General features: G+C 60.0%; 22 protein-coding genes. 16 read left to right on the plus strand and 6 right to left on the minus strand.

Annotated elements, in window-relative coordinates:
- Positions 1-85: 85 nt before the first annotated feature.
- The 5 genes from VK804_RS17470 to VK804_RS17490 all read right to left on the minus strand — a co-directional run bounded on the left by VK804_RS17470 (position 86) and on the right by VK804_RS17490 (position 3,879).
- Positions 86-1,555: an FAD-dependent oxidoreductase gene (locus VK804_RS17470; protein WP_325372456.1), complete on the minus strand. Its 1,470-nt coding sequence runs from the start codon at positions 1,553-1,555 to the stop codon at positions 86-88.
- Positions 1,556-1,568: 13 nt separating this feature from the next.
- On the minus strand, positions 1,569-2,147 hold the full coding sequence (locus tag VK804_RS17475; protein WP_325372458.1) for a carbohydrate-binding family 9-like protein: 579 nt from the start codon (positions 2,145-2,147) through the stop codon (positions 1,569-1,571).
- 200 nt (positions 2,148-2,347) lie between these two features.
- Positions 2,348-2,593 (minus strand): DUF1427 family protein, encoded by a 246-nt coding sequence (locus tag VK804_RS17480; RefSeq protein WP_325372460.1) that lies wholly within the window; start codon positions 2,591-2,593, stop codon positions 2,348-2,350.
- 9 nt (positions 2,594-2,602) lie between these two features.
- Positions 2,603-3,571: a zinc-binding alcohol dehydrogenase family protein gene (locus VK804_RS17485; protein ID WP_325372461.1), complete on the minus strand. Its 969-nt coding sequence runs from the start codon at positions 3,569-3,571 to the stop codon at positions 2,603-2,605.
- An 80-nt stretch (positions 3,572-3,651) separates the two neighbouring features.
- Complete coding sequence (locus VK804_RS17490; protein WP_325372463.1) at positions 3,652-3,879, minus strand: hypothetical protein; 228 nt, start codon at positions 3,877-3,879, stop codon at positions 3,652-3,654.
- Between the two features lie 350 nt (positions 3,880-4,229).
- Here VK804_RS17490 and VK804_RS17495 point away from each other — a divergent pair, with 350 nt between their 5' ends.
- From VK804_RS17495 to VK804_RS17510, 4 genes are read left to right on the plus strand one after another with little or no spacing between them, the layout of a single operon-like run.
- Positions 4,230-5,522: an MFS transporter gene (locus VK804_RS17495; RefSeq protein ID WP_325372465.1), complete on the plus strand. Its 1,293-nt coding sequence runs from the start codon at positions 4,230-4,232 to the stop codon at positions 5,520-5,522.
- Positions 5,523-5,541: 19 nt separating this feature from the next.
- Positions 5,542-6,297, plus strand: a complete 756-nt coding sequence (locus tag VK804_RS17500; RefSeq protein ID WP_325372467.1) for an SDR family NAD(P)-dependent oxidoreductase — start codon at positions 5,542-5,544, stop codon at positions 6,295-6,297.
- A gap of 22 nt (positions 6,298-6,319) precedes the next feature.
- Positions 6,320-7,219 carry a polysaccharide deacetylase gene (locus tag VK804_RS17505; RefSeq protein WP_325372469.1) on the plus strand — a complete coding sequence of 300 codons (900 nt, stop codon included), beginning with the start codon at positions 6,320-6,322 and terminating at the stop codon, positions 7,217-7,219.
- Complete coding sequence (locus VK804_RS17510; protein ID WP_325372470.1) at positions 7,216-7,962, plus strand: SDR family NAD(P)-dependent oxidoreductase; 747 nt, start codon at positions 7,216-7,218, stop codon at positions 7,960-7,962. The genes VK804_RS17505 and VK804_RS17510 overlap by 4 nt, the downstream gene beginning before the upstream one ends.
- Before the next feature lie 192 nt (positions 7,963-8,154).
- Here the strand turns inward: VK804_RS17510 and VK804_RS17515 are convergent, their stop codons facing one another.
- Complete coding sequence (locus VK804_RS17515) at positions 8,155-8,934, minus strand: IclR family transcriptional regulator domain-containing protein (RefSeq protein WP_325372472.1); 780 nt, start codon at positions 8,932-8,934, stop codon at positions 8,155-8,157.
- 18 nt (positions 8,935-8,952) lie between these two features.
- Here VK804_RS17515 and VK804_RS17520 point away from each other — a divergent pair, with 18 nt between their 5' ends.
- The 12 genes from VK804_RS17520 to VK804_RS17575 all read left to right on the plus strand — a co-directional run.
- The gene (locus tag VK804_RS17520) at positions 8,953-9,900 is read left to right on the plus strand and encodes a TauD/TfdA dioxygenase family protein (RefSeq protein ID WP_325372474.1); all 948 of its coding nucleotides are present in this window, start codon (positions 8,953-8,955) and stop codon (positions 9,898-9,900) included.
- A 190-nt stretch (positions 9,901-10,090) separates the two neighbouring features.
- Positions 10,091-10,861, plus strand: a complete 771-nt coding sequence (locus VK804_RS17525; RefSeq protein ID WP_325372476.1) for an SDR family oxidoreductase — start codon at positions 10,091-10,093, stop codon at positions 10,859-10,861.
- A 136-nt stretch (positions 10,862-10,997) separates the two neighbouring features.
- Positions 10,998-11,318: a 2Fe-2S iron-sulfur cluster-binding protein gene (locus VK804_RS17530; protein WP_325372478.1), complete on the plus strand. Its 321-nt coding sequence runs from the start codon at positions 10,998-11,000 to the stop codon at positions 11,316-11,318.
- A 67-nt stretch (positions 11,319-11,385) separates the two neighbouring features.
- A complete protein-coding gene (locus tag VK804_RS17535; protein WP_325372480.1) occupies positions 11,386-12,627 on the plus strand; it encodes a cytochrome P450 in 1,242 nt (413 codons plus the stop codon).
- A gap of 82 nt (positions 12,628-12,709) precedes the next feature.
- Positions 12,710-14,020: an MFS transporter gene (locus VK804_RS17540; protein WP_325372482.1), complete on the plus strand. Its 1,311-nt coding sequence runs from the start codon at positions 12,710-12,712 to the stop codon at positions 14,018-14,020.
- Between the two features lie 92 nt (positions 14,021-14,112).
- A complete protein-coding gene (torT, locus tag VK804_RS17545) occupies positions 14,113-15,222 on the plus strand; it encodes a TMAO reductase system periplasmic protein TorT (protein WP_325372484.1) in 1,110 nt (369 codons plus the stop codon).
- Positions 15,219-18,731: a response regulator gene (locus tag VK804_RS17550; RefSeq protein WP_325372486.1), complete on the plus strand. Its 3,513-nt coding sequence runs from the start codon at positions 15,219-15,221 to the stop codon at positions 18,729-18,731. The genes torT and VK804_RS17550 overlap by 4 nt, the downstream gene beginning before the upstream one ends.
- Before the next feature lie 8 nt (positions 18,732-18,739).
- Entirely contained in the window at positions 18,740-19,777 is a 1,038-nt protein-coding gene (locus VK804_RS17555; protein WP_325372488.1) for an adenylate/guanylate cyclase domain-containing protein, read from the plus strand.
- A 132-nt stretch (positions 19,778-19,909) separates the two neighbouring features.
- Positions 19,910-20,362, plus strand: a complete 453-nt coding sequence (locus VK804_RS17560; RefSeq protein WP_325372490.1) for a hypothetical protein — start codon at positions 19,910-19,912, stop codon at positions 20,360-20,362.
- Between the two features lie 291 nt (positions 20,363-20,653).
- Positions 20,654-21,928: a serine hydrolase domain-containing protein gene (locus VK804_RS17565; RefSeq protein ID WP_325372492.1), complete on the plus strand. Its 1,275-nt coding sequence runs from the start codon at positions 20,654-20,656 to the stop codon at positions 21,926-21,928.
- Between the two features lie 539 nt (positions 21,929-22,467).
- Positions 22,468-23,571 (plus strand): efflux RND transporter periplasmic adaptor subunit, encoded by a 1,104-nt coding sequence (locus VK804_RS17570; RefSeq protein ID WP_325372514.1) that lies wholly within the window; start codon positions 22,468-22,470, stop codon positions 23,569-23,571.
- 4 nt (positions 23,572-23,575) lie between these two features.
- On the plus strand, positions 23,576-25,154 hold a 1,579-nt coding region (locus VK804_RS17575), incomplete at its 3' end, for an efflux RND transporter permease subunit (RefSeq protein ID WP_325372494.1).

The raw sequence follows: 25,154 nt of genomic DNA on the forward strand, positions 1-25,154 counted from the left end.
TTCGGCTTGAGTCCGAAATACGAACCGACACAGACATCTATCGTCTTCCCTCAATTGCCGCCCTCTGGATTCAGCTACCGACGTCCTAGCTCAACGGCACGCTCTGCGCATGCCTGAAGACATTCTTCGGATCGACCGCGGCCTTGATCTTCATCAGCCTCGGAAGATTGTCGCCCCAGTACGCCCGCGCAAAACCGTTGCCGAGATCGAGATCGCAGTAGTTCACATAGGCGCCGCCCGACACGTACGGCCGCATCGACGCATACAAGGTCCGCATCATCGCGATGTTGGCATCGGAGGCGCCCGGACTTTGCCACTCCATGTAATACTGGATCGAATATAGGGTGTTCGCGCGGTGCACGAAGGCGGTTGCGTCGGAAGCAATTTTGTTGATGGCGCCTCCATAGGTGTCGCACAGCACCGCGATCACTTCCGGCGCCTTCTGAATGCCGGCGAGCAGCGTTATGATCCCCTGGTCGGTCAGGGGGGTGGTGACGTAGTCGGATTTTCCCTTCATGAGAACAGAGTCGTCGGCAGGCTCGTTGCCATTGAAGACGGTGGCCGCCGCCTGGAAAGACTGCGTGGTGGTCCGGAACAAGTCGGCGGATCCCGCCACCTTCTCCAGCCGCTTCAACTCGGCGATCAGCTTGCTCTCGGATTGCACCGAGAGCCCTGCGAAATGCACGTTGATCAGCCCGCCCTTGTCCTTGGTCAAATGAAGCGTGCCGGTGATGTCAGGCGGCAAATCCGGAAGCCATTGCTGCCACGCCTGCATGATTTTGGCCGCCTGCGCGACCGGCTTGCTCCAGGTAGTCCCGAACCGCGCGACCATGTTGACGGCACTGGTGCGAAAATTGAAATTGGTAACGACGCCGAAATTTCCATTGCCGCCGCCGCGCAGCGCCCAGAACAGATCGGGATTTTCCTGTTCGCTCGCGTTGAGAATCTTTCCCGACGCATCGACCACCTCCATTGACAGCACGCTGTCACAGGCAAGCCCGAACAGGCGCCCCAGTAGTCCAAAACCGCCCCCCAGCGAATGGCCCGCGACGCCTACCGGAAAACAACTGCCCGCCGGCATCGCCAGATGGCTCGGCCACAGCGCCTTGTAGACCGATCCCAGCGACGAACCGGAGCCGACCGACACCGACGCCTTGTCCACCGAGAGCTTGATCGTGGTCATGCCGCGAACATCGATCACAAGATCCGGCGACTGCGAAAATCCTTCGAAGGAGTGCCCACCCGATCGAACCGCAAAGCTCAGCCCGTTATTCGCGGCCCACAGCATGGTGCTGCCGACGGCCTTGGCGCTTCCGGCCACCACGCGTACGCGCGGCGCGAGCTGGGTTCGCTTGTTGAACGACCTGTTGTACTTGGCAAAATCGGCGCTCGCGCGAACCAGCAACAGGTCCTTCTTCGGATCGAGTGCCGCCTGCAGCGCCGCGATCGGCAAGGCGGTGTCGGCCTCCGCCCTTCGAATCGACAGCAGCGAGCCACCGACGATCGCGTGTGCCGACAGGCCGCCCGTGACCTTGAGAAAATCGCGTCGCTTCATCTTTCCTCCGCACCTATTCACATTGCAGCAAGGGTTGAAAAAACTGCGGCTGATGAAAGTTGGCTGTTTTGGCTTTGGGCAGAAAGGTGCTCCAGTAACTGCGTGTCGAGCCTCGCCCAAGAATGGAGTAGAAATTTCCTCGGATTTTTTTTGGATCACCATCCCACCCCATTGGTTTCAGGGGAATCTTCAACTCCGCGGTCCAACCACCCTGCCGAACGGCTGCGGTCGACCCCAGACCCAAATCGACGCCCTCCTGACGGGGCTGGCCGCCGCCGGGAATCTTGACCTGGAAGGTCTGGTTGTACGGCGATACTTCGAATTCGAAATAGGGAAAGCCGGCTTCGGAAAACGTCACGAACAATTCCACGACGTCGAACATGTAAGGGTATTGCCCCGGGCCAAGCACCTTCCCGGCATTCAGCGACGGTGAGGTCACCGAATAGCTGGCGGTCAGGATATCGTCCGCGAGCGCAGCCTTGACCTGAACGGGATTTTTGAGAACCGACCTGGCCGGGCTGACCAGCGACAGGTCACAGGCCAGCGCGGCTGGAGACATCAGCAGAATGGCGATCGCAACGAGGAACTTCATGATCGTGCCAAGCTATCACAGATCGCGTCGAACGCGCTGCGCAACTTTCTACCGCTGAAAAGAATCGGGCCGTCGAGGCGCCGCCGTTCAAGACGGTTGGCCGGACAGCACTTCGGAAATTTGCCATAAAGCGAGCCTGGAGAGGCTCGCTAGAAATCCGTAAGACTACAAGAAGACGGGATGACGATGGGCTCGGGAATTCATTCACGAAGCTCCAACTTATTCTGCCCGCCACGAGCAGCGACGCCGCTGACATCGTGCCGGATGTAGGTCTGAGCCTGCAGCACGAAATGGCGCTTTGCTGTGTCGATCGCCTGCTGCCCCAGCACCATGCCGAACAGGCCGACGAGGGCGATCATTGGCGGTGCCGGAGAGCGGACCTGGACCAGGCCATAGGCCGCGCCGACGGCCAGCCCCATGAATAGAGACACGAGATATCCGATCATCGCCGCCTCCTATTGCTGCGGCCGCAACACGACCCGGCCCTTGGAGCCGGCCGCGACCTCGCGATAGGCTCGCTGCGCCTCGGCAAGGCCGCAGGTCTCCATGATCGGCGCCGCGTGGTAGTCGCCCGCGACAAACCCCGGCGTCAGCACCTCCAGCACTTCGGCCGAGGCCACGAGGTCACGCTTCAGCGTATCCACGCCGTAGAGCCGGCTCTCGTTATGATAGAAATCGGGAAGGTCGAAGCTTGCCTCGCGCTGGCCGGTCGCGGCGATCTCCACCAACCGGCCGTGAAGGGCCAGACAGTTGACGGCGTCGCGAAACATGACGCCGCCGACGAGATCGAAGACGACATCGGCACCCTTGCCGCCGGTCGCCGCACGGACTTCGGCCGGCAGATCCTTTGCGCCGAGGATCAGCTTCTCGGCAATGCCGAGGATCGGCGCGTCCGGATGCGGCGCGCGCCGGTCGGCGGCGATCACGCGGGCGCCAAGCCGTCGGGCGATCTGCGCGGCGGCCCCGCCGACGCCTCCGCCGGCGCCAATCAGGAGAACGGTCTCACCGGCCCTGAGTCCTGCCGTTTCGAGGCCGCACCAGGCGGCCATATAGTTGACCCCGACCGACGCGGCCTGATCGAAACTGAGGCTATCGGGCTTCCGGCGCAGACTGGCCACCGGCACAACGATCTTCTCCGCATGGGTGCCGTCGCGGGTGAAGCCGGTATCTCCGCCGGTGCCCCAGACCGCGCGCCCGATCCACTCAGCCGGCCCTTGCTCGACCACACCGGCGAAATCACGACCGGGAATGCGCGGCAGCCTCGTCTGCTTCATGGCTCCGGCGACATTCTTGACGTCGCTCGGATTGATGGAGGCCGCCATGACCCGCACCAAGGCCGTGGTCTCGCTGACGGCTGGCGCCGCTACCTCCGCCAATTCGAGGACGGAGGGATCGCCGAAGGTCTTGAACCGTATCGCACGCATGATCTTCTTGGTTCCTCCTGGGGTCTGGCGACAGCGGACACGCTACCTCGCCGCGCTCTGTTGAGCCGCCATATCGCGGATCAGTGACCGGCGAGTCCCGACGTCATCGCGCCTTCCGAGTAGTTTGACCAGTTCGGCTGCACTGCAATATCGGCGGGTGCGGCGTAGGCATTGCTGTTTCGAAATTGCTCGGTTGCCGCCGCGCGGCTCTTCGTTCGCGTGTAGTGGTGTTCCGAAGCAGCCGCCGCTTGCGCGGTTAACGCGGCAATCAGCGAAACAACAAGCGCGGTGAGGATTTTTCTTCGCATCGTCATCTCCATTTTCGTTAGCGGAAAGATCGCAGATTGCGTCTTCGCATCATGCATTGGAGATGGGTGACCCGTTTGTTACCTCAACTAAATTCAATGTTATGAATCTGAATTGAAGGTCGGCGTGGCAGCTCGAACCAAAGGTAAGTGTGCGCTGGATCAACCGCCTTGGGAGAAACACCGCCTGCGCTGCGCCCAAGAGCCATAACCGAGAGCCAATAACCGAGAGCCATGCTGCGGGGAACCGTCAGCCATCGCCGCAGAGCCGCCATGGCGCACGCCTTGCCCCTCGACTCCGCCCGGATTGTCATGTGGAATATCGCGGTAAAAATGGACATGGGGGTGATCCAATGGCGGAAGCTTCTGTTCTGGCCGCGCCGAGCGCGCATCTGGTGGACAACTCCCGCAAGGCGATCTGGGCCGCAGCCATCGGTAACCTTCTCGAATGGTACGATTTCGGCGTCTATGCCTATCTCGCCGGGCTGATCGCCGCAAAGTTCTTCCCGAACAGCGATCCGACCGCCTCGCTGCTCGCCGCCTTTGCGGCCTATGGCGTCGGCTTCCTGGCGCGGCCGCTCGGCGGCATCGTGATTGGCCGCCTCGGCGATACCAAGGGTCGCAAGACGGCGCTGGTGCTCACCATCTTCCTGATGGCGTTCGGCACTGTCGGCCTCGGCCTGTTGCCGTCCTATGAGGCGATCGGCGTCTGGGCGCCGATCCTGCTCGTCATCATGCGGCTCGTGCAGGGGCTCGCGGCCGGCGGCGAATGGGGTACCTCGACCGCCTTCATGGTCGAATGGGCGCCGCAAGGCCGTCGCGGCTTGTTCGGCAGCTTCCAGCAGGTCTCGACCGCCGGCGGCTCGCTGCTCGGCTCGGCCGTTGCCGCGATCATGACCTCGTCGCTGAGTCAGGCGGCGATGCTCGACTGGGGCTGGCGCGTGCCGTTCCTGCTCGGCGTATTGTTGCTGTTCGTCGGCGCCTATCTGCGCCAGAACGTCGAGGAGACGCCGACTTACGAAGCCAGCCGCCAGGCCGCCGTCGATCAGCCCGTTGTCGCCGGGCTTCCGCTCGGGGCGCTCGCCTTCGGCTTCACCATCTTCTGGACCATCGCCTATTACACGCTGCTCGCCTGGATGCCGACCTTCACCCAGCGCTTTGCCGGGCTCACGCCCTCCCAGGCGCTGTGGTCGAACACGGTCGGCCTGATCGCCATGGTGATCGCGGTTCCATTCTGGGGCGCGCTGTCGGACAGGGTCGGCCGCAAGCCGCTCCTGATGGCGAGCGCGATCAGCATCGGACTGCTCGCCTATCCGCTGTTCTCGCTGATGACCAACGGCGCCGGGCTCGCCCTAGTGATGCCGCTCCAGATCCTGTTCGGCATTTTGCTTGCGCTCTATTCGGGCGCGGGACCCGCGGCGATCTCGGAGATCTTTCCGACGCATCTGCGCTCCACCTGGATGACGAGCGGCTACGCGCTCGCGGTCGCCATCTTTGGCGGGTTCGCGCCGTTCATCGCGACCTGGCTGATCCAGGTCACGGGATCGCCGGTGTCGCCGACCTATCTCTATCTGCTGCCTGCGGCGGTGATTTCGCTGGCCGTGATCTGGAGCCTGAAGGAAACCGCCGGGACAAAGCTGCGCTGAGTAACCGAACGAGTAGTCCATGCTGATCCGGTTCGACGGACGCACCGCGGTCGTGGCCGGAGCCGCGCGCGGCATCGGCCAGGCCATCGCGCGATCGCTGGCAAATGACGGCGCGCGCGTCATCGCCTGCGACCTGCTGGTCGATGATCTCTTGGCCCTTGCCGGCCGCGTCGATGGCGGCGGCGAGATCATCGCCGCAGAGGTCGACGTCACCAATGAGGCCTCCATTGCCGAGGTCGTGCGCACGGCCGGCGGCGTCGATATCCTTGTCTATGTCGCGGGCGGCGTGCGCGGCCAAAGGCCCCGGCCGCTGGAAGAGGTGAGCGCGGACGATTTCGACGCCATCGTCGATGTCAACCTCAAGGGCGCGTTCCTGTTCATCAAGGCTGTCGCGCCCGGGATGAAGGCAAAAGGCACGGGGCGCATCGTCACCATTTCGAGCCGCGCCGGCCTTGCCACAAGCCTCACCGGCATCCAGAGCTATCCCGCCGCCAAGCATGGACAAATCGGTCTGGTCAAACAGCTTGCCCAGGAGCTTGGGCCGTTCGGCATCACCGTGAATACGGTCGCGCCCGGCTTCATGGCGACCAGCCCCGATTATGAGCGGCAGTGGAACAACTGGCCGGGCGCCTTCCGCGACAATTTCGTCAACATGATTGCGATGCGGCGCATGGGCGGGCCGCAGGACATCGCCAATGCGGTGACGTATCTCGCCTCCGACTACGCCTCGTGGATCACGGGGCAGACCATACCCGTCACCGGCGGCCCGCTGTAACACATCATTCGGGAGGATCATCATGAACGAGACGTCAAAGCTCGAGCCCTGGCAATGGCCGGAAAAGCACTGGCGCGGGCTGGTCAACCAGGTCCGCGCCGGCAGGACCTATCGGCCCAAGACCTGGAAGGGCGGCGCGCGATGCGCGTTTGCGCTGTCGTTCGATTCCGACCATGAGACCAATGAGCTGCGCGACGGCGGCAAGTCGATCGGGCGCATGGCGTGGGGACAGTATGGCAATCGTGTCGGCGTCCCGAACATCCTGAAACTGCTTGCGAAACACTCGGTGCCGGCGACCTTCTATGTGCCGGCCGTGTGTGCGCTGCTCTATCCGGACGAGCAGCGGCGTATCATCGCCGAAGGGCACGAGATCGGCATCCATTCATGGATCCACGAGCTGAATTCGGTGCTTCCCTATGAGGCCGAGAAGGATTTGATGACGCGCGCGGCCGACGTGCTGGAGAAGACGACCAGGGTGCGGCCGGTCGGCGCGCGCACCGCCTCCTGGGATTTCTCGCCGCACACGCTGCGCATCACTAGCGAAGCCGGCCTGCTCTACGATTCCTCGCTGATGGCCGATGTCGATTGCTATGAGCTGGTGCTCGACGGCGAGCCGACCGGCGTGATCGAATTTCCGGTGGAATGGATCCGCGACGATGCGGTCTATTTCATGATGCATCGCTTTCAGGGCCTGCGTCCCTACACGCCGCCTTCGGATGTGTTCGATGTGTTCAGGCGCGAGTTCGAGGCGGCCTATGAGGAGGGTGGCATCTTCCAGCTCACCTGCCATCCGCACATCATCGGCTATCGCTCGCGGCTCTGGATCATCGAGGAGCTCATTCGCCTGGCCAAGGCCAAGGGCGACGTCTGGTGCGCAACCCATGCCGACGTGGTCCGCTACGCCCGCGAGCATGGCACATGACAAAGACGGCCCTCGTCACCGGCGGCGCGCGCGGTATCGGCCGCGCCTGTGCGCTGGCGCTTGCCGATTCCGGCTTCGACATCGCCCTCGTCGATCTCCTGGAGAAGGAGATGCAAGCTACCGCGCGCGACATCGAGGCGCGCGGCAGGCGCACGCTCAGCTTCCAGGCCGATGTGAGCGATTTCGCCCACGCCCATGCGATCGTCGAACAGGTCGACGCGAAATGGGGACAGCTCGACGTGCTCCTGAACAATGCCGGCGCGCCGAACCCGAAACCGATCCTTCAGATCAGCGAGGCGGAGTTTGACCGCACGATCGCGGTGAACCTCAAGAGCTGCTTCAACTTCATTCATGCCGCAGCCCCGATCATGCTGAAACAGGATACGGGCGGGCGGATCATCTCGATCTCATCGATCAATGCGCTGTCGGGCGGCGTCACCAGCGCCGTCAGCAAGCACGCCTATGCGGCGGCCAAGGCCGGAATCCTGGGCCTGACGCGCTCGCTCGCAAAGGAACTCGGGCCGAAAGTGTCGGTCAATGCGATCTGCCCCGGCGTGATCGCGACCGACCTGTTGCGCGGTCTGCTCGGCGAGCGGGAGGCCCAGCTGACCGCCGGAATTGCGCTGGGCCGGGTCGGCACCCCCGAGGACATCGCCAGCATCGTGCGCTATCTCGCCGTCGACGCGCACATGTACATGACCGGCCAGCATTTCGTGGTCGACGGATTTCAATGGAGCTGCTGAGCAGGGCTGCGTCCCACTGCCGACATCCACGCCTTCCTGAGTTCGCTGCCAGGTCGCAGGCCGGCCAAGGACATTGCGATCTTGAACCAGTGACGGATGCTATGCCTCGATTTTGGTAGCCAAGGTTCTTCGCCCCCACCGGCTGGCATGTGACGAACGTGCTCACAGTATTCGCATCGCGCAGCTTGGCGATCAATTCGCACTGTCCTGCGCGGCGAGCGCCGTCACAATGGTGCGCGCGGTTGCGTTGAGCGATCCGAGGTAGCGACCGGCCGCCTGTTCATGCGTCATGACTGATCGAGGAAAACGCATCACGAGACAGGCAAGCACCTGGCGGCCTTGCTTCACTGGAACCGCAAGCCCAAGCACCTTGTATGGGCGCGGCGATAGCGTCACCGCATAGCCACGGCGGCGAACCTCGGCGAGATGCGCCTCGATCGCTCGGGCATCGCGCATACCCAAAACGCCGAGCTGCGCATCCGGGAGCAGCTCTTGTATCAAGCGTCGCCGTTCTTCGCCGGTACAGAACGCCAGGTAAGCCTGTCCGAGCGCACTGGGTATGAGCGGATAGGTGCGATTGTATCCAGCCCGCTCGAACGAAAGCGGACTTTGTGGCGCGGTGCTGTGCAGAAGCGTCACAACACCATCCCGGACCTTGGCGAGTCCGATTGGCCAATCGTGTTCCCGGGTAAATTGGCTCATCGCCGGCATAGCCGCGTCGACGATGCGATCGATGAAGCGAAGGCCGATCGAGAGCGCCAACACATGCTCGGTGATCCGGTAGCCGGCCTCGCTTGAGATGCGGGCGCTATATCCCGCAGCGATCAACGTGTCCAGGAGTCGGATCAGCGTCGGTTTCGGCAAATCTGTAGCAGCGCGCAAATCGCCGAGGCTGCTGGCCGATTTGCGATTAAGCGCCTCGAGCAACTTCAGTGCTCGCACCACTGGTTCGACCGGCTTGTTCGCGCCCATGCCGAAATTCCCCTCCTCGTGCGTTCCGTAATACGGAATTCCTTCAAATTCAGCAAGCCCATTTCCTTCTCTTCAGGCAAACACAGTGAAGACGCGCGAACAGGCCAGCGTCGATATGGAGGAAATGCGATGGCATATCAGTCAATCGAAGTGCGAAAGGTGACCCCGACAATCGGCGCGGAGATTTTCGGCGTCGATCTCGGCGGGCAGCTAGGCAACCAGCAATTCCAGGAGGTCCACGATGCCCTCATGGAGAACCTCGTGATCTTCTTTCGTGACCAAAAGCTGACGCCGGAGCAACACAAGGATTTCGGTCGCCGGTTCGGCAAGCTGCATGTGCACCCCAACGCACCGCAACTGATCGAAGGCCATCCCGAAATCCTGGTGATCAAGGCCAACGAAAAGTCGAAACGGGTCGCCGGAGAGGAATGGCACTCCGACGTGTCCTGCGACGAGGAGCCGCCGATGGGTTCGATCCTCTATATGCACGAGACCCCTGCAAGCGGCGGCGGCGACACCATGTTCGCGAATATGTACGCCGCCTACAATGCCCTGTCGGAACCGATCCGGCATTTGCTTGAGGGTTGCACGGCGATCCATGACAGCAACAAGGCGCATCCCTACCGTCGTAATGCGACCGATCGCGCTGACATGGAATTCCCGAGATCGGAACATCCGGTCATCCGTACTCATCCCGTAACCGGACGGAAGGCGCTTTACGTCAACCGTGGATTCACCACTCACATTCCGCAGTTGAAGAAGCAGGAGAGCGCCGCGCTGCTCGAGATGTTGTACCGGCACGTCGAGACGCCGGAGTTCATGTGCCGATTCAAGTGGCAGCGGGGCTCGATTGCCTTCTGGGACAACCGCAGCGCACAGCATCATGCGCTGTGGGATTACTTCCCGGAGCGACGCTATGGCCATCGGGTGACCGTCTGTGGTGACAAGCCATTTTTTCGCGGCTGAGCGATCTGTTTCGGACCGCGAGCGGTGGCAATGCCGGCGCTCGCACCGGATAGACGAACAACGCAGCGCAGGCGTCGACGAAAAACGCTCAAGACCGCCTGAAGAATGCTCTTGGCGAAGTCACACGCCGGGAATCCGACAATAGATTGCCCGCGGCATTGAGTCTGCGTGGCGATCAGGGAGAGAGAGCATGAAGGTCGACGAACTGTTCAGTATTCGCGGAAGAACTGCACTCGTCACCGGCGGCAGCCGGGGCATCGGCAAGATGATTGCAGAAGGCTTCGTCCGAAGCGGCGTGAAAGTATACATCAGCGCTCGCAAGGCAGGCCCTTGTGAGGAGACGGCGCGTGAACTCTCGGCCTACGGAACCTGTGTGGCGTTGCCGCTAGATGCTTCCGGTGCCGAGGGAGCAAGGAAGATGGCGGAATCTTACCTGGCGCACGAAAGAACGCTCGACATCCTCGTCAACAATGCGGGCGCGGCATGGGGCGCCGAGTTCGACGAATTCCCCGAGAGTGGCTGGGACAAGGTCATGGATCTGAATGTCAAGACGCCATTCTTCCTGACACAGGCGTTACATTCGGCACTGAAGACCAACGCCACGCCCGCCCGGCCCTCCAAAGTCATCAACATTGCTTCGATCGACGGCGTCTCTGTGAACCGGCAAGAGACCTACTCCTACGCTGCCAGCAAGTCCGGCCTCATACATCTGACCAAACGGATGGCCCTGCGCTTGATTCGGGACAACATCGCCGTCAGCGCCATCGCGCCGGGAGCGTTTCCGTCTGAAATGAATCGGGAAGCGCGCGACCACGGCGATGCCACGGCCGAGAGGATCCCGTCACGGCGAATCGGCACGATCGAAGACATGACCGGCGCTGCGATCTATCTCGCGAGCCGCGCCGGCAACTACATCGTGGGTTCGACGCTAATCGTGGACGGCGGTGTGACGTGGACGTGAATAACGCCGGTGTTTCAGAAGCAAGACGCGCGAACAGGCCTGCGTTGAGGAAGACCAAGCAAAGTACCACGCGCCCTTCTCTCGTGGATGAAACAGCGCGGTGTGACGTCGCAATCAATCAGAGGAACCAGCGGATATGCCGAAGATCACCTATGTCGAATACACCGGAACTGAACGCGAGATTGAGCTGCAATCCGGGTTTTCGGTAATGCAGGGCGCAATCGACAACAGCATCGTCGGTATTGACGCTGATTGCGGCGGCGCATGCGCTTGCGCGACCTGTCACGTGTATGTCGATCCCCGCTGGCTCGAGAAGGTCGGACCTCAGGGATCGCAGGAGGCGGCACTGCTCGACTTCGCCGCGCTCGCACAACCTAACTCGCGTCTGGCCTGCCAAATCAAGATGGACGATCAGTTGGACGGTCTCGTCGTGAGATTGCCTGAGGCTCAGCACTGACCGCGAGCCTATCGACCGCGATCCTGGAATTGGTCCCCGATATCAGCAGACATTTGGAGAAATCCGCATGAGCACGCAAACCATTCAAGCTGCCAAAGTCCATGCAGACGATATCCCGCTTGATCAGATCGATGTCGGCGATCCGCAACTTTTTCAGGACGGTAACTTCTGGCCGTATTTCGCGCGATTGCGCCGTGAGGATCCCGTCCATTATTGCGGGAAGAGCGCGTTTGGACCGTATTGGTCGATTACCAAATACAAGGACATCATGCAGGTCGACACCAATCACGCCGTCTTTTCTTCGGAAGGCGGCATATCGATCCTCGACCGCCCCGAAGAATTTCGCACACCCAATTTCATTTCGATGGATCCGCCGAAACATGACGAGCAGCGCAAGACGGTGAACCCGATCGTTGCGCCCGGCAACCTGGCCCGGCTGGAACACCTCATTCGCAGCAGAGCCTGCGCCATTCTCGATTCGCTGCCCGTGAACGAGACCTTCGACTGGGTGGACCGGGTGTCCATCGAGCTGACCACTCAGATGTTGGCGACGCTGTTCGATTTCCCGCAGCAAGACCGGCGCTTGCTTACCTACTGGTCCGACGCGGCCACGGCTCCCATTGGTCCTGGGGGAATGTTCGACACCGAAGAGGCCCGCCTGGCCGAATTGAAGAACTGCCTGGACTATTTCACCTGCCTTTGGAACGAGCGGGTCAATGCGGAGCCCGGCAGCGATCTCATTTCAATGTTGGCGCACTCGCCCGCGACCAGAAACATGGGGCCGAAGGAGTTTCTGGGGAATCTGATTCTCCTGATCGTGGGCGGCAACGACACCACCCGAAATTCCATTACCGGCGGCTTGCTGTTTCTGAACGAGAACCCGGATCAGTACCAGAAACTGCGCGACGACCCCGGCCTCATCACCAACATGGTATCGGAAATCATCCGCTATCAGACGCCGCTTGCGCACATGCGGCGCACGGCTCTCGCCGACGCGGAGATCGGAGGCAAGCTGATCAAGAAGGGAGCCAAGGTCGTGATGTGGTACATTTCTGGAAATCGCGACGACGAGGTCATCGACAACCCCAACAAGTTCATGATCGATCGTCCACGCGCCCGGCAGCATCTGTCGTTTGGCTTCGGAATTCACCGCTGCGTCGGCAACAGGCTCGCGGAACTACAATTGAAGATCCTGTGGGAGGAGGCTTTGAAGCGTTATCCCACCATCGAGGTCGTCGGCCGGCCCGAACGCGTCTATTCGAGCTTCGTCCATGGATACAGGTCTCTCCCCGTACGTATCCCGGCCTGATCGGGTGCGGCTGCACCGCGCAGCCATAATGCGGACCTCGCTGCTTGGAAAACGTCAGCAATAACGAAGTGGGAGCAAACACATGAGCACGCAGAAAACGTCAAAGTACGCCTGGGTGATCGTCCTTCTCCTGTTTCTGTTCATGCTGATTAATTTTGCTGACAAGGCAGTGATTGGCCTTGCGGCGGCGCCGATCATGAAGGACCTGGATTTGACGCCGAGTCAGTTCGGTCTCGTCGGTTCAAGTTTCTTCTTTCTGTATGCGGTGTCCGGGGTGGTCACGGGCTTCGTCGTCAATCGCGTTCAGACCCGCTGGGCGCTCCTCGCCATGGGGTTGATTTGGGCGGTTACCCAATTTCCCATGGCCGGCTCGGTGGGTTTCACGACGCTGATTGCCTGCCGCGTGCTGCTGGGCGCCGGCGAAGGACCGGCCTATCCCGTGGCACTGCACTCGGCTTACAAGTGGTTCCCCAATGAACTTCGTACCTTGCCTACCGCGCTCATCTCCCAGGGCGCGAGCATCGGGGTGGTGCTGGCGCTGCCCGCGCTCAATTATCTCATTGTGCGTTATTCCTGGCATTGGGCTTTCGCGACGCTCGGGTTGATCGGCTTGGTCTGGGCGCTGGGATGGCTGGCATTCGGACGCGAAGGTCCCCTCCTTGAAACGCCAACGCCGGCGGACAGACAGTCGTATGGACGGATTCCTTACCGGCGCCTTTTGCTTAATCGCACCGTGCTGGCGGCATGCGCATCGGGCTTTGGCGCCTATTGGGGTCTATCGCTGATGATTGCATGGCTGCCGCACTATTTGATCAAAGGTCTCGGATATACCCAACAACAGACCGGGTGGCTCAGCACGCTGCCATGGGCATGCAATGTTCTTGTCGTTATCGGCGCTGGCTGGCTTTCGCAGAAGTTGCTCGCGCGTAGCTATTCGAGCGTCGTCGCTCGCAGTTTGATTGGCGGCGGCGCGGTCGCGTTAGGTGGACTTGCCTTGATCGTCATGCCGCTTATCGAAACGCCCGTGCTCAACTTGGCATTTCTGGTGTTCGGGATATCGGTTCCATCGGTGATCTATGTTCTCAGTCCCGCAATCGTCAGCGAGTTCACGCCGGTTTCACAGCGCGGTGCCATGTTGACGATCGTCACTGCGGTGGCGACGTCGGCGGGGCTGCTGGCGCCATACGTAATGGGCCGAATCATTGAGAGCGGAGCCACGCCTTCCGAAGGCTTCCATCGAGGCTTCCTGATCTGCGGCGTCGTCAGCCTGATTGGAGGCCTGATCGGCATGGCATTTCTGCGCCCTGGGGCTGAGGCCGCACGGTTTGCCGTTGCCGATGCCGCAGATGCAACAATACGCAATCGCTTGATTAACGCCGAATTAGCCGTGTGAAGATCAAGGCAGCCAAAGCCTGCATCGACTTCCGTGATTGGCAGATATACAATCTCTCGTGGCCTGCGATTTAGTGATCGAGGAGCCTAAGCATGCGTGTGGCAACGGGCTTGGTGAGTCTATTTTCGTTAGCGATCGTTGGCGGGCTGCTGACATTCTCCGCAGTGGCGGCCGAGGACGAATGGTATCCGGTAGCGGTCGACGTCTGGTCACCGCCCTTTAACACTGAGCATCAGCACGCGGTACAGCAATACATGCCGCCGGAGCCGGCGAGCCGACCGTGGCGAATATGCGCTTCGATCCCGCATCTCAAAGACGATTATTGGTTGGCAGTCAATTTCGGCTTGGTTAGCGAAGCAAAGCGGTTGGGGGTCACCCTTAGTCTCTATGAGGCCGGGGGCTACGAGAATCTCGCGACACAACAAAGCCAGATCGCCGAGTGCATGGTGAAAGATAATGCGCAGGCGCTGATTGTGGGAGCAATCTCGGCCGATGGATTGAACAGCGTTATTGCCGATTACAGCGACAAAGGCATACCCGTAATCGATCTCATCAACGGCGTCAGCTCGGACAAGATTACAGCAAGGGTAGCGGCCGATTTCTACGATATGGGAATGGCCGCGGGAAAATACCTTGCGAAGCTTCAGCCGGACACGTCCAAGGCGGCCAAAGTTGCATGGTTTCCAGGACCCGCCGGGGCTGCGTGGGTTGCGGCGGGTGATATGGGGTTTCGAGCGGCACTGAATGAATCCGCACTGACCATCCTGGACGGAGGATTTGGTGATACCGGCATTACCGAACAAACTCGCCTGGTCGAGGCGGTGCTGGATAGCCATCCAGATATCGACTTCATAGCCGGAACCGCCGTTTCCGCTGAAGCCGCCGTACAGGTCTTGCAGAAACGGAATTTGGAACAACAAATCAAAGTCATCGCTTACTATTTTGGTCCGGGGATCTATCGCGGCATCAAGCGAGACGCGATTTTGGCGGCTCCGAGCGACAGCCAAGCCGTATTGGCGCGCATCTCGATCGATCAAGCGGTCCGTGCGTTGGAAAAGCAAAAATTGATCCGGCACCTCGGCGTCACCATCAAGATGGTCGATCTTAAGTCGTTGCCGGAATTCGATCTGAATTCGAGCATTGCTCCAGCCGGCTTTCGTCCGATTTTCAGCGTCGCCCCCAAGGCCGGATCTTTGAAATGACGAAGGGCAGCGCCTGGAAGTCGCCGCTCATTCTTTCAACGCTTGTGTTCGCTGCGGGCATGACCGCAACGATTTTTCTTAGCTATCTATTTCTGGAAAAAGCGGAGAGAGACTGGGACGCTCGTGTCGACCAAACCAGTGAGCGACTTTCCAACACGCTACTGGCCTGGCTGGAGGAAAGCTACGCCCCTGTTTCGGGACTGGTGGCACTCGTCGAAAACTCCAAGACAGTCGAACCAAACGAATTCCTCAATGCGTTTGAAAGTATGCAGTCTCGATCGACTACCGTACTGCTCGACGAAGCGAGCCTGGTTCGACTTAACCGTCTCGGTCGGTGGGAGGCAGATATTACATCCGACGCACTCGGTTATCCGGGCCGATATGTCGCAAGAGCCGATATCACTCAGACCTTGTCGTTGGCAGCTAAGCGGCCGAACCAATTCACCCTTAGTCCTCCATTCAAATCCGAGCGCGGCCAGAATATTTCAGCGATTGCGCTTGCCGCTTCTGCAACCACCGAGGCAGAAATCGTCGTCGGAACTTTGAATTACGATACGCTGTTGAACGGAATGCTCTCCGGACCGGTTCCGAAGGGGATGCATCTGGGAATGAGGGGACGCTTTCTCGGTCAACCCGACGTAACGTCCGTCTTCACACTGCCGAAGGCCCGCGAGTTCAAACGCATATCGACCACGAGGGTAGCGAGCGCAGGCGCCGATATTGAAATCTCTTGGGCGGCGACACGGGAATTTGACGGCGGCCCTTCCTATGGCGTGCCATTCGCAGCACTCCTCGGGGGCTCGGGAACGACAGCTCTACTCACTCTGTTCATAGGCTCCCTTGTTCGGCGAAACAAACAGATCGGACTCAAGGTCGATGAGGCAACACTTGCCTTGCGGCAATCCTCCGAGGCCCTGGGCCGAGAGCGGGAAAGGCTGCAACGCATACTCGACGCTTCGCCGGTAGGGGTGACGATAACAACCGACAACATCGCCCGCTTTACCAACCCGCGAAGCGAGGAAATGTTCGCCCTCAGAGTGGGATCTTCCGTTCCAGATCTATATGTTCATCCTGAACAGCGCAGCGCACTGCTTGATGAGCTTGATCGCAAGGGTATTGTCCGCGATTTTAGTATTCAATTTCGTGGCGCTCATGGCGAAATCCGCGACTGCCTCTCCACTCTCATTCCCATGGAATATGAGGGACAGCAGGGATTGCTTGGTTGGATAGTGGACGTCACTGAACTAACGAAGATTCAAACGGCCTTGTCGGAAGCCAAGGTCGCCGCTGAAGATGCTGCCAGGACGAAAGCCGAGTTCCTCGCCAATATGAGCCATGAGATACGTACGCCGATGAATGCGATCATTGGCCTGGCGCATCTTTGCCTGAAAACAGACCTTACGCTCAAACAACGCGATTACGTCGCAAAGATTCACAATGCCGGCACTTCGCTGCTTTCCATCATAAACGACATTCTCGATTTCTCCAAAATCGAGGCGGGCAAGCTCAACATCGAGAACGTCGCCTTCGAGATGGACTCAGTGATGAACAACATTTCGACCATGGTCGCGCAAAAAATCCAGGACAAGGGGCTCGAGCTACTGTTTGATTTCTCATCGGATATGCCGCCCGCTCTTCTTGGCGACCCGTTGCGCTTAGGACAGGTGCTCATCAATCTTCTCGGAAATGCGGTGAAGTTCACGGAGAAGGGCGAGATTCGCCTTGTCGGTGAATTGCTGGAGCGGACCGGGGACAAGGTCAAGCTGCGGTTTTCTGTCGAGGATACCGGCATCGGCATGACCAAGGAGCAGTCGAACCGATTGTTTCAGGCTTTCTCTCAGGCCGATACTTCGACTTCGCGGAAATACGGCGGAACCGGATTGGGCTTGGCGATCTCGAAGCGCTTGGTGGAGCTGATGGGTGGCTCCATTTGGGCTGTCAGTGAGCCGGGCCGCGGAAGTACGTTCAGCTTTACAGGCTGGTTCGGCCTCTCGGAAGCGATCGCGCGCAAGGTCGCGCCCATGCGACTCGGATCGCTCAAGGTGCTTGTCGTGGATGACAATGCCTCAGCCCGGAGGGTGTTGGAGGACCAGCTAAAAATCATTGGCGCGGAAATAGAACAGGCGGCATCAGGCACAGAAGCCATCGCCGCGGTCAAGCGCGCCGATGCGGGCCGCCCGTTCGACGTGCTGTTGCTGGATTGGCGCATGCCCGGACTCGACGGAGTAGAAACCGCCCGGCGGATTCGGGTAGACACCTCGCTCAAGAGCGTACCCGCCATCATCATTATCACCGCTTTCGGGAGAGAGGAGGTTCGCGGCGAAGCCGAACTCGCGGGCGTCAATGGCTTCCTCATAAAGCCAGTCAGTCAATCCACCTTGATCGACGCGCTCGCCGAAATCTTCGCGCCGGAGCACATGACGGCTGTTCGCGAAGCCGTAGAGGCGACGGCTTACGATCTGAATGGACTACGTATTCTCCTGGCCGAGGACAACGCAATCAACCAACAGATTGCCGTCGAATTGCTCGAGGGCGTTGGCGCGTCTGTCGATGTCGCAAATAGCGGAAGAGAGGTTTTAGACAAGCTATTGGCCACCACTGACTGCATCCCTTACGACTTGGTACTAATGGACTTGCAGATGCCAGAGATGGATGGCTACCAAGCCACCGCCCGCATCCGCGCCGACCCTCGTTTGGTGGATCTCCCGATCGTCGCCATGACTGCACATGCAATGGCAGAAGAACGCGATCGCTGTCTGGCAGCCGGCATGCGCGGTCATATCGCCAAGCCCATTGATCCTGAGGTGTTGTACCGAACCCTTATGCAATTCTACCGACCGGGACAGACGTCGCCGGCACCGGCACCGGCCAAAACGCTCAATCATTCCTTGCCTTCAGATCCGCAGCTTGAAATCGCCGGCCTGGACGTCGTAGATGGGCTCAAGCGAGTGGCCGGCAATAAGAAACTTTACTGTTCCCTGCTAAGACAGTTCGTCGAGCAGCAGGCTGATGCGGTTTCTGAAATCCGCGCCGGCGTTGAACGGCAGGATTTCGCCTTGGCCGAACGCCTCATGCACACCCTCAAGGGGGTGTCCGGAAATCTCGGTGCAAAGTCGACAAGCGGACTCGCCGCGGAGTTGGAAAGGTCACTCAGGAGCCGGGATGTTCGGTCCTTACAGACAGGCTTGCCTGGCCTGGCCATCGAGTTGGAGCGGACAATAGAAGCAATCCGCAATTCCGCGGTGGCCGATACCCCAGACCTCCATCCGCGTATTGTTACATCCGATTCGACGGAAGCCGTAACGCTATTGAAACATCTCAAACAGTTGCTGGCGGACGATGACGGAGCTGCGCTCGACTACCTATTGGAAGCGCGTGAGCGCCTCGAAGGCATCCTTTCTGACGCCGACCTGAATGCCTTGGAAAAGGCTGTGAGTGATTTCGAATTCATCGCGGCTCTGGACTGCCTTACGGGCATCGCACAGCGTCACAAGTTCCCTCTGGAGTGAGCGAGCCAATGTCTTCCTCGGACCGCAAAACGATTCTGATCGTCGACGATACGCCCACCAATATCGGGATCATATCCAGTGTTCTTAAAGACTTGTTCCGGACGAAGGTCGCCACGAACGGAGAGAAAGCACTGGTACTTGCTTCGGCCTCCGATAAGCCCGACCTCATACTCCTGGATATCACGATGCCTGGCATGGACGGCTACGAAGTGTGTCGGCGCCTGAAGGCAAATCCAGCGACCAGCGGCATTCCGGTCATCTTTCTCACGGCCAAGACAGAAGACGAGGATGAAAGGCAGGGCTTTGATGTCGGAGCGGTCGATTACGTCCACAAACCCTTCTCGGCTCCTATCATCCTTGCTCGCGTCAAGACCCATCTCGCTCTGCAGGCCGCGTTGCAAACGGCGCGCGAGGCTCAAAAACAGGCTGATGAACTACTGCATTGCCTGTTGCCTGACGCGGCCGCCGAGGAAATCCGCAACATCGGCACGGTCATCCCGCGCCGCTACGACAATGTCGCGGTGCTATTCTGCGACGTCGTCAATTTTACTTCGTATTGCGACAAGCACGAACCCGAAGAGGTGGTGTCTCGACTAGATGCGCTGTTCATTGCGTTCGAGCGGGTAGCTGCCGCCCACGACCTGGAAAAGATAAAGACCATCGGCGATGCATTCATGGCGGCGGCGGGATTGCTCAGAAAGGCGGAGGCGCCGCTCGAATCAGCGGTGCTTTGCGGGCTTCAGATGGCTGCTACATCGATTGACGCGCAACTTGGCTGGGAAGTGCGCGTTGGGGTCCATGTTGGTCCGGTCGTCGCCGGCATTGTTGGACAGGAGCGTTACCAGTTCGACATTTGGGGTGACACCGTCAATATTGCCGCACGCATGGCCGGTAAGGCGATGCCAGGCAGCGTAGCGGTGACCGGCGACACGTGGGCGCGGATCAAAGATCGCTTCGAAGGAGAGGCGCTGGGCGAGCTCGAAGTCAAGGGCAAGGGAATCATTCCAGTTGTTGCCGTGCGCGGAAAAGCAAAAGCAACCTGCTAGGTCGGGTGCTGCAAGGTTGAAAAACGTGCTGCTATAAAGCGGAACAAATGCTGCGTGGCGACCAAGCTTCAGAAGGACCGATACGGGAGGATTGTGATGGGCTGCCCAAGGCCGTTAACTCTCGAGGCGCAAATGAGGATTTCGGCAAGCCGGCTTGCGCCAACAACTATCCAGACGGTTTTTTTGGCGTTGCTCGCGATTGGAGTCGTGTCGACACCATCGCGAGCCGATACCGGTATCGTCAGTGCTGTCGTTAGCAAGGGAGGTTTTATCGTCGGCTTCGGCGGCGGCCGTGGCACGTTGATTTTGCACGGCCACAGCTATCCGCTGGTAATCGGTGGCATGAGTTTTGGTGCGACCATCGGTTTGTCGACGGCCCATTTGAGAGGGCATGCGTATCAAATACGAACTCCGAATGACATCGAGGGGACCTACAGCGCGATCGGGGCCGGGGTAGCAGTGGTGGCTGGAGGCGGCAGTGTACGACTTCGAAACATAAAGGGCGTGGTTCTCGAACTCGCCGGGACGAGAGTAGGAGTCGAATTTTCGATAGCCATGAGTGGCGTGACGGTCAGGTTGCGCTAACCCTGGCTCAGTCCGCTGATACATCGCGACAGGCATTATCCACCCACTTCGACCAGAAAACGCAAGATTGAAGGGAGGATTACACATGAGTGAGTGGTCTGAACGTTCTCTTGACTGCAATTGCTTGGGCCGCCGTCATTTTCTCAAGATGGCGACCGCGGCAAGCGTGGTCGGAATTAACGGCGCCGCCTTCTTTCTCACGGATTCCGCGCGCGCTGACCAAGGAGCTCCGCGATAAGTTGACGCCGGAGCAATCATTGTGCCCCAACGAGCGCTTCACGGGATGCCAACATGGATATGCGCGCGCTACCACTAGCACTCACGGCCGTCTTGCTTTCAGGGCCCGTCCTCGCGGAACCCTTTCCAACCTGCGCGCCGGAGACAGTCGGGCTGTCGTCGGAGCGGCTTCAACACCTCTCCGCCACCCTGCAAAACGAGGTGGATCGCCACCGCATCCCCGGTGCCGTGATTGCCGTCGCACGCAAAGGCCAACTCGCATATTACAAAGCTCTGGGCTTCCGCGACCCTGAAGCGAAGATACTCATGCCGCCAGACGCGATCTTCTCGATCGCGTCAATGACCAAGCCGATGGTTTCGGTTGCCATCATGATACTCCATGATGAGGGCAAGCTCTTTCTTTCCGATCCCGTAGGCAAATACTTGCCGGCGCTAGCCGACATGCAGGTTGCCACGATCAAAACCGACAGCGCGGGCGGGAAGACCATGGAAACCGTGCCTGCTAAGCGGCAGCCGAACATTCAGGATCTCCTACGGCACACTTCCGGCTTTACCTATGGCAGCAGCGGGACCACGGAGGCACATAAGTCGTGGCCGGTCTCGTCGTCGTTCTCGTCCCTTACCTATACCGGGCCTGAGTTCATCGAACTGCTCAGCAGGGCGCCGCTGCTCGATCAACCCGGTACTGTCTGGGACTACGGAGTCTCGGTCGATGTGCTGGGCCTTGTCATCGAAGCGATCACCGGGAAGTCACTTGGTGAATTCATGCAGGAACGCCTTTGGCAGCCGCTGGGCATGGTCGATACGAGCTTCAACATCCCCAGCGCAAAAAGGCCACGTTATGCGCTGGCCTTTCCTAACGATCCCTTCACTGAAAATCCGCAAAGCGCGTTGCACCTCGCCAGCGAGCCGATGAAATTTGAATGTGGTGGAGGGTGCGCCGTCTCGACGACGATGGATTACCTGCGCTTTGCCCAGATGCTGCTAAACCAGGGCACGCTCCGGGGTCGACGCATTCTGTCGCGCAAAACCGTGGAACTCATGACAAGTGATCAGCTAGGTTCGGGTGTGCGGGGACGCACGACATCCGCGACGCTTGCGGAGGGTTACGGCTTCGGTCTTGGCCTCAGTGTGCGCAGCCAGGCCGGCCGCGCCTTACTGGCTGGCAGCACCGGGGATTTCAGCTGGGGAGGCGCATTTGGCACTTACTTTTGGGTCGATCCGCAGGAGGACCTTGTCGTGGTCTTCATGGCGGCCGCGCCCGGCTATATCGGTCAAGTGCTTCGAGTATTGGTGAAGAACCTGGTCGTGGCATCGATCATCGACTAGACGTCACGGCAGAGTGATGTTCGCAAATGGCCCCATCGCATTGCCTCTCCCCCCGTCACTGCTGGTGGCGTGTGTTGCCTTTCTGATCCGTAGCCTGCTTGCTCAGCGCGTGCCGGTGCTCGAGACGGTTGGTCGGTGACCGACGATGCAATCAATTTTGCTGCCGATCGCCTGGTCTGAAGGTCCCCCGGCCTCAAGGCAGCGAAGATGATCGGAGCCCTGCCCAGTAAGCGACGCTGTCCTTTAGTCAAGCCCCCAGCATGAGTTTACCATGAGCTATTTTGTCGATAGACTTGAGGTTGCACTGGCAAGCCTGAGAAAATTGGCGGTGCTTGGTCACAGCGCGGATGGCGTGGTCGATGCTGTGATCCAGTCGATTGGGCACCATTCCAAGCTTATGCGACGACGACACCGATCGTCGCCAATCCCGACGGCAAGAAGAAATTCCAGGTCGCCGACGCCACGTAACTAGCTCTAATTATATTCAGACACGGGATCGCGATCGAATCGAGCGAGCGGGAATAGTACGGGAGGCTGCAATGCGAGTCACAATCTGCACGGTATTTTTGGTTTGCGGACTTGTGGCCCCGGCAGATGCGCAGCAGACCCCAGCAGCGACCGTTCCGGTCGGTGTCGTCAAGGCTGAGCGCAGGTCCATCGATAAAACGCTCGATTTTGTCGGGCGCATCGAAGCGGTCAATCGCGTCGAGATACGGGCGCGCGTCCAGGGTTTCCTGGAGGCCGTGCTGTTCAAGGAGGGCGACCCGATCAAGCAAGGCGACCCGCTCTATCGCATCGAGAAGGGGTTGTTCCAGGCGGCGGAGGAGCAGGCGGAGGGCGCCTTGGTACGCAGCAAGGCCTCGAAAGTGCTCACCGAGGCGCAGCTCGGGCGGGCGGAGGATCTGCTGGCAAAGGGCGCAGGCACGCAAGTCGCGCGGGATCAGGCGTTTGCCGCGGACGAGCAGGCAAAAGGTCAAGTTCTCAGCGACGACGCGAACCTGCAGACCGCCAAAATCAATCTTGGCTATACCGACATCGTCGCGCCGGTTTCCGGACGGATCGGCCGCACCAACATCACCAAGGGCAATGTCGTTGGCCCCGAGAGCGGCCCCCTCACCGTCGTCGTGAGCCAGGATCCGATGTATGTGACGTTTCCCGTAAGCCAGCGCGAGCTTCTGCAGGCGCAGGCGGTTGGTTATCAGATCGACTTCAATGCGATCAAGGCCAAGCTTCGCTTTGCCGACGGCAGGACCTACGACCAAAACGGCCGGCTCAATTTTGTCGACGTGACGGTGGATCGCGCCACCGATACCGTGCTGGTGCGCGCCACTTTCCCTAATCCGTCTGGCGGACTGATCGACGGCCAGCTCGTCCGCGTGACCCTCGAAGGCGGCACGCCTCAGGAGATGGTCGTCGTCCCGCAATCCGCCCTGATCGCCGATCAGGAAGGCACCTATGTCTTCGTGGTCGAGGACGGCAAAGCCGTCGTGAAGCGGATCAAACCCGGAGGAGAGAGCGGAACGGATGTCGTCGTCCAGGAAGGCCTGTCCGGCAGTGAGCAGGTCATCGTCGAAGGATTACAGGGTGTGCGCCCTGGAGCACCGGTCAAGGCCAGCCCGCTGACGACGCTGAAAAGGAGCTAGTCCGATGCTCTCCGCCATCTTCGTCGACCGGCCGCGTCTTGCGATCGTGATTGCCATCGTGACGACCATCGCCGGCTTCCTGGCGCTGTTTTCGATCCCGATTGCGCAATATCCCGATATCGTTCCACCCCAGGTCTCGGTCACGACGTTCTATCCGGGAGCCAGCGCCGCCGTTGTCGATGCGACTGTCGCCCAACTGATCGAGGCGCAAGTCGTGGGCGTCGACAAGATGATCTACATGAAGAGCGTCAGCGGTGATGACGGCACCTATACGCTGACCTGCTCGTTCGAGCTCGGCACCGACCCCGACATCAATGCCGTCAACGTCAACAACCGCGTCCAGGTCGCTCTGTCCAAGCTGCCGCAGGATGTCCAGAAGCAAGGCGTCACGGTCAAGAAGAAGTCTTCGGCGCTGCTCGGCGTGATCGCCGTCTACTCGCCGAAACATACGCACGACCCCCTGTTCATCTCCAACTACGTCACCATCAACCTGCTCGACCCCGTCAAGAACACTCCGGGCGTCGGCGACGCTTATTTGTGGGGCCCGCAGGACTACGCGATGCGGGCCTGGGTCCGGACCGACAGGCTGACCGGGCTCAACCTGACGACCGGCGATATCATCAATGCGATCCAGTCGCAGAACATTCAGGGCGCGGTCGGGCGGATCGGGGCGAGGCCGATTTCAGACGATCAGCAGCTGCAGCTCAACATTCAGACCAAGGGGCGCCTGGAGTCGCCCGAGGAGTTCGCCAACATCGTTGTTCGCACCAATCCGGATGGGTCCGTGCTGCGCCTCGGCGATGTCGCGAGGCTGGAACTGGGCGCCGCCAACCTGGACCGAGATACCCGGTTCAACGGCGGCCCTGCTGCGGTGGTGGCTGTCTTCCAATCGCCGGGCGCCAATGCCATCGCCACCCTCAAGGCCGTGCGAGAACGCTTTACCGAGCTGGAAAAGCGCTTCCCCGACGATCTCGCCTGGAAGGTCACCTACGATCCGACAACCTTCGTCACCGATACCATCCACGAGGTTCAGAAGACGCTGCTTGAGGCGTTCGTGCTCGTTGTCATCGTGGTCTTTCTGTTCCTGGGCAGCATTCGGGCGACCTTAATCCCGATGTTTGCGGTGCCGGTCAGCCTGGTCGGCACCTTCATCGTGCTCAAGGCGGTCGGCTATTCCGCCAATACGGTCTCACTTCTGGCGATCGTGCTGGCCATCGGCATCGTCGTCGACGATGCCATCGTGGTCGTCGAGAACGTCGAACGGGTGATGGAGGAGCATCCCGAGCTTTCCCCCGGTGAGGCAACCAAGCTGGCGATGCGGGAGATCACCGCCCCCATTATCGCGATCACGCTGGTTCTGCTCTCGGTATTTGTGCCGGTGGCGTTCATCCCCGGTATTTCCGGAGAACTGTTCCGGCAGTTTGCGGTCACCGTGGCCGTCGCGATGTTTCTCTCGGCGATCAACGCGCTCACGCTGTCTCCGGCGCTCTGCGGGGTCTTGCTGCGGCCACAGCACGGACCTCGCCGCGGCGTGATGGGGTTTGTGATGCGCTCCATCGATCGCGTGCGTGACGCCTATGGGG

It is taken from the genome of Bradyrhizobium sp. (assembly GCF_035484855.1).
In the GTDB taxonomy this organism is placed as follows: Bacteria; Pseudomonadota; Alphaproteobacteria; order Rhizobiales; family Xanthobacteraceae; genus Bradyrhizobium.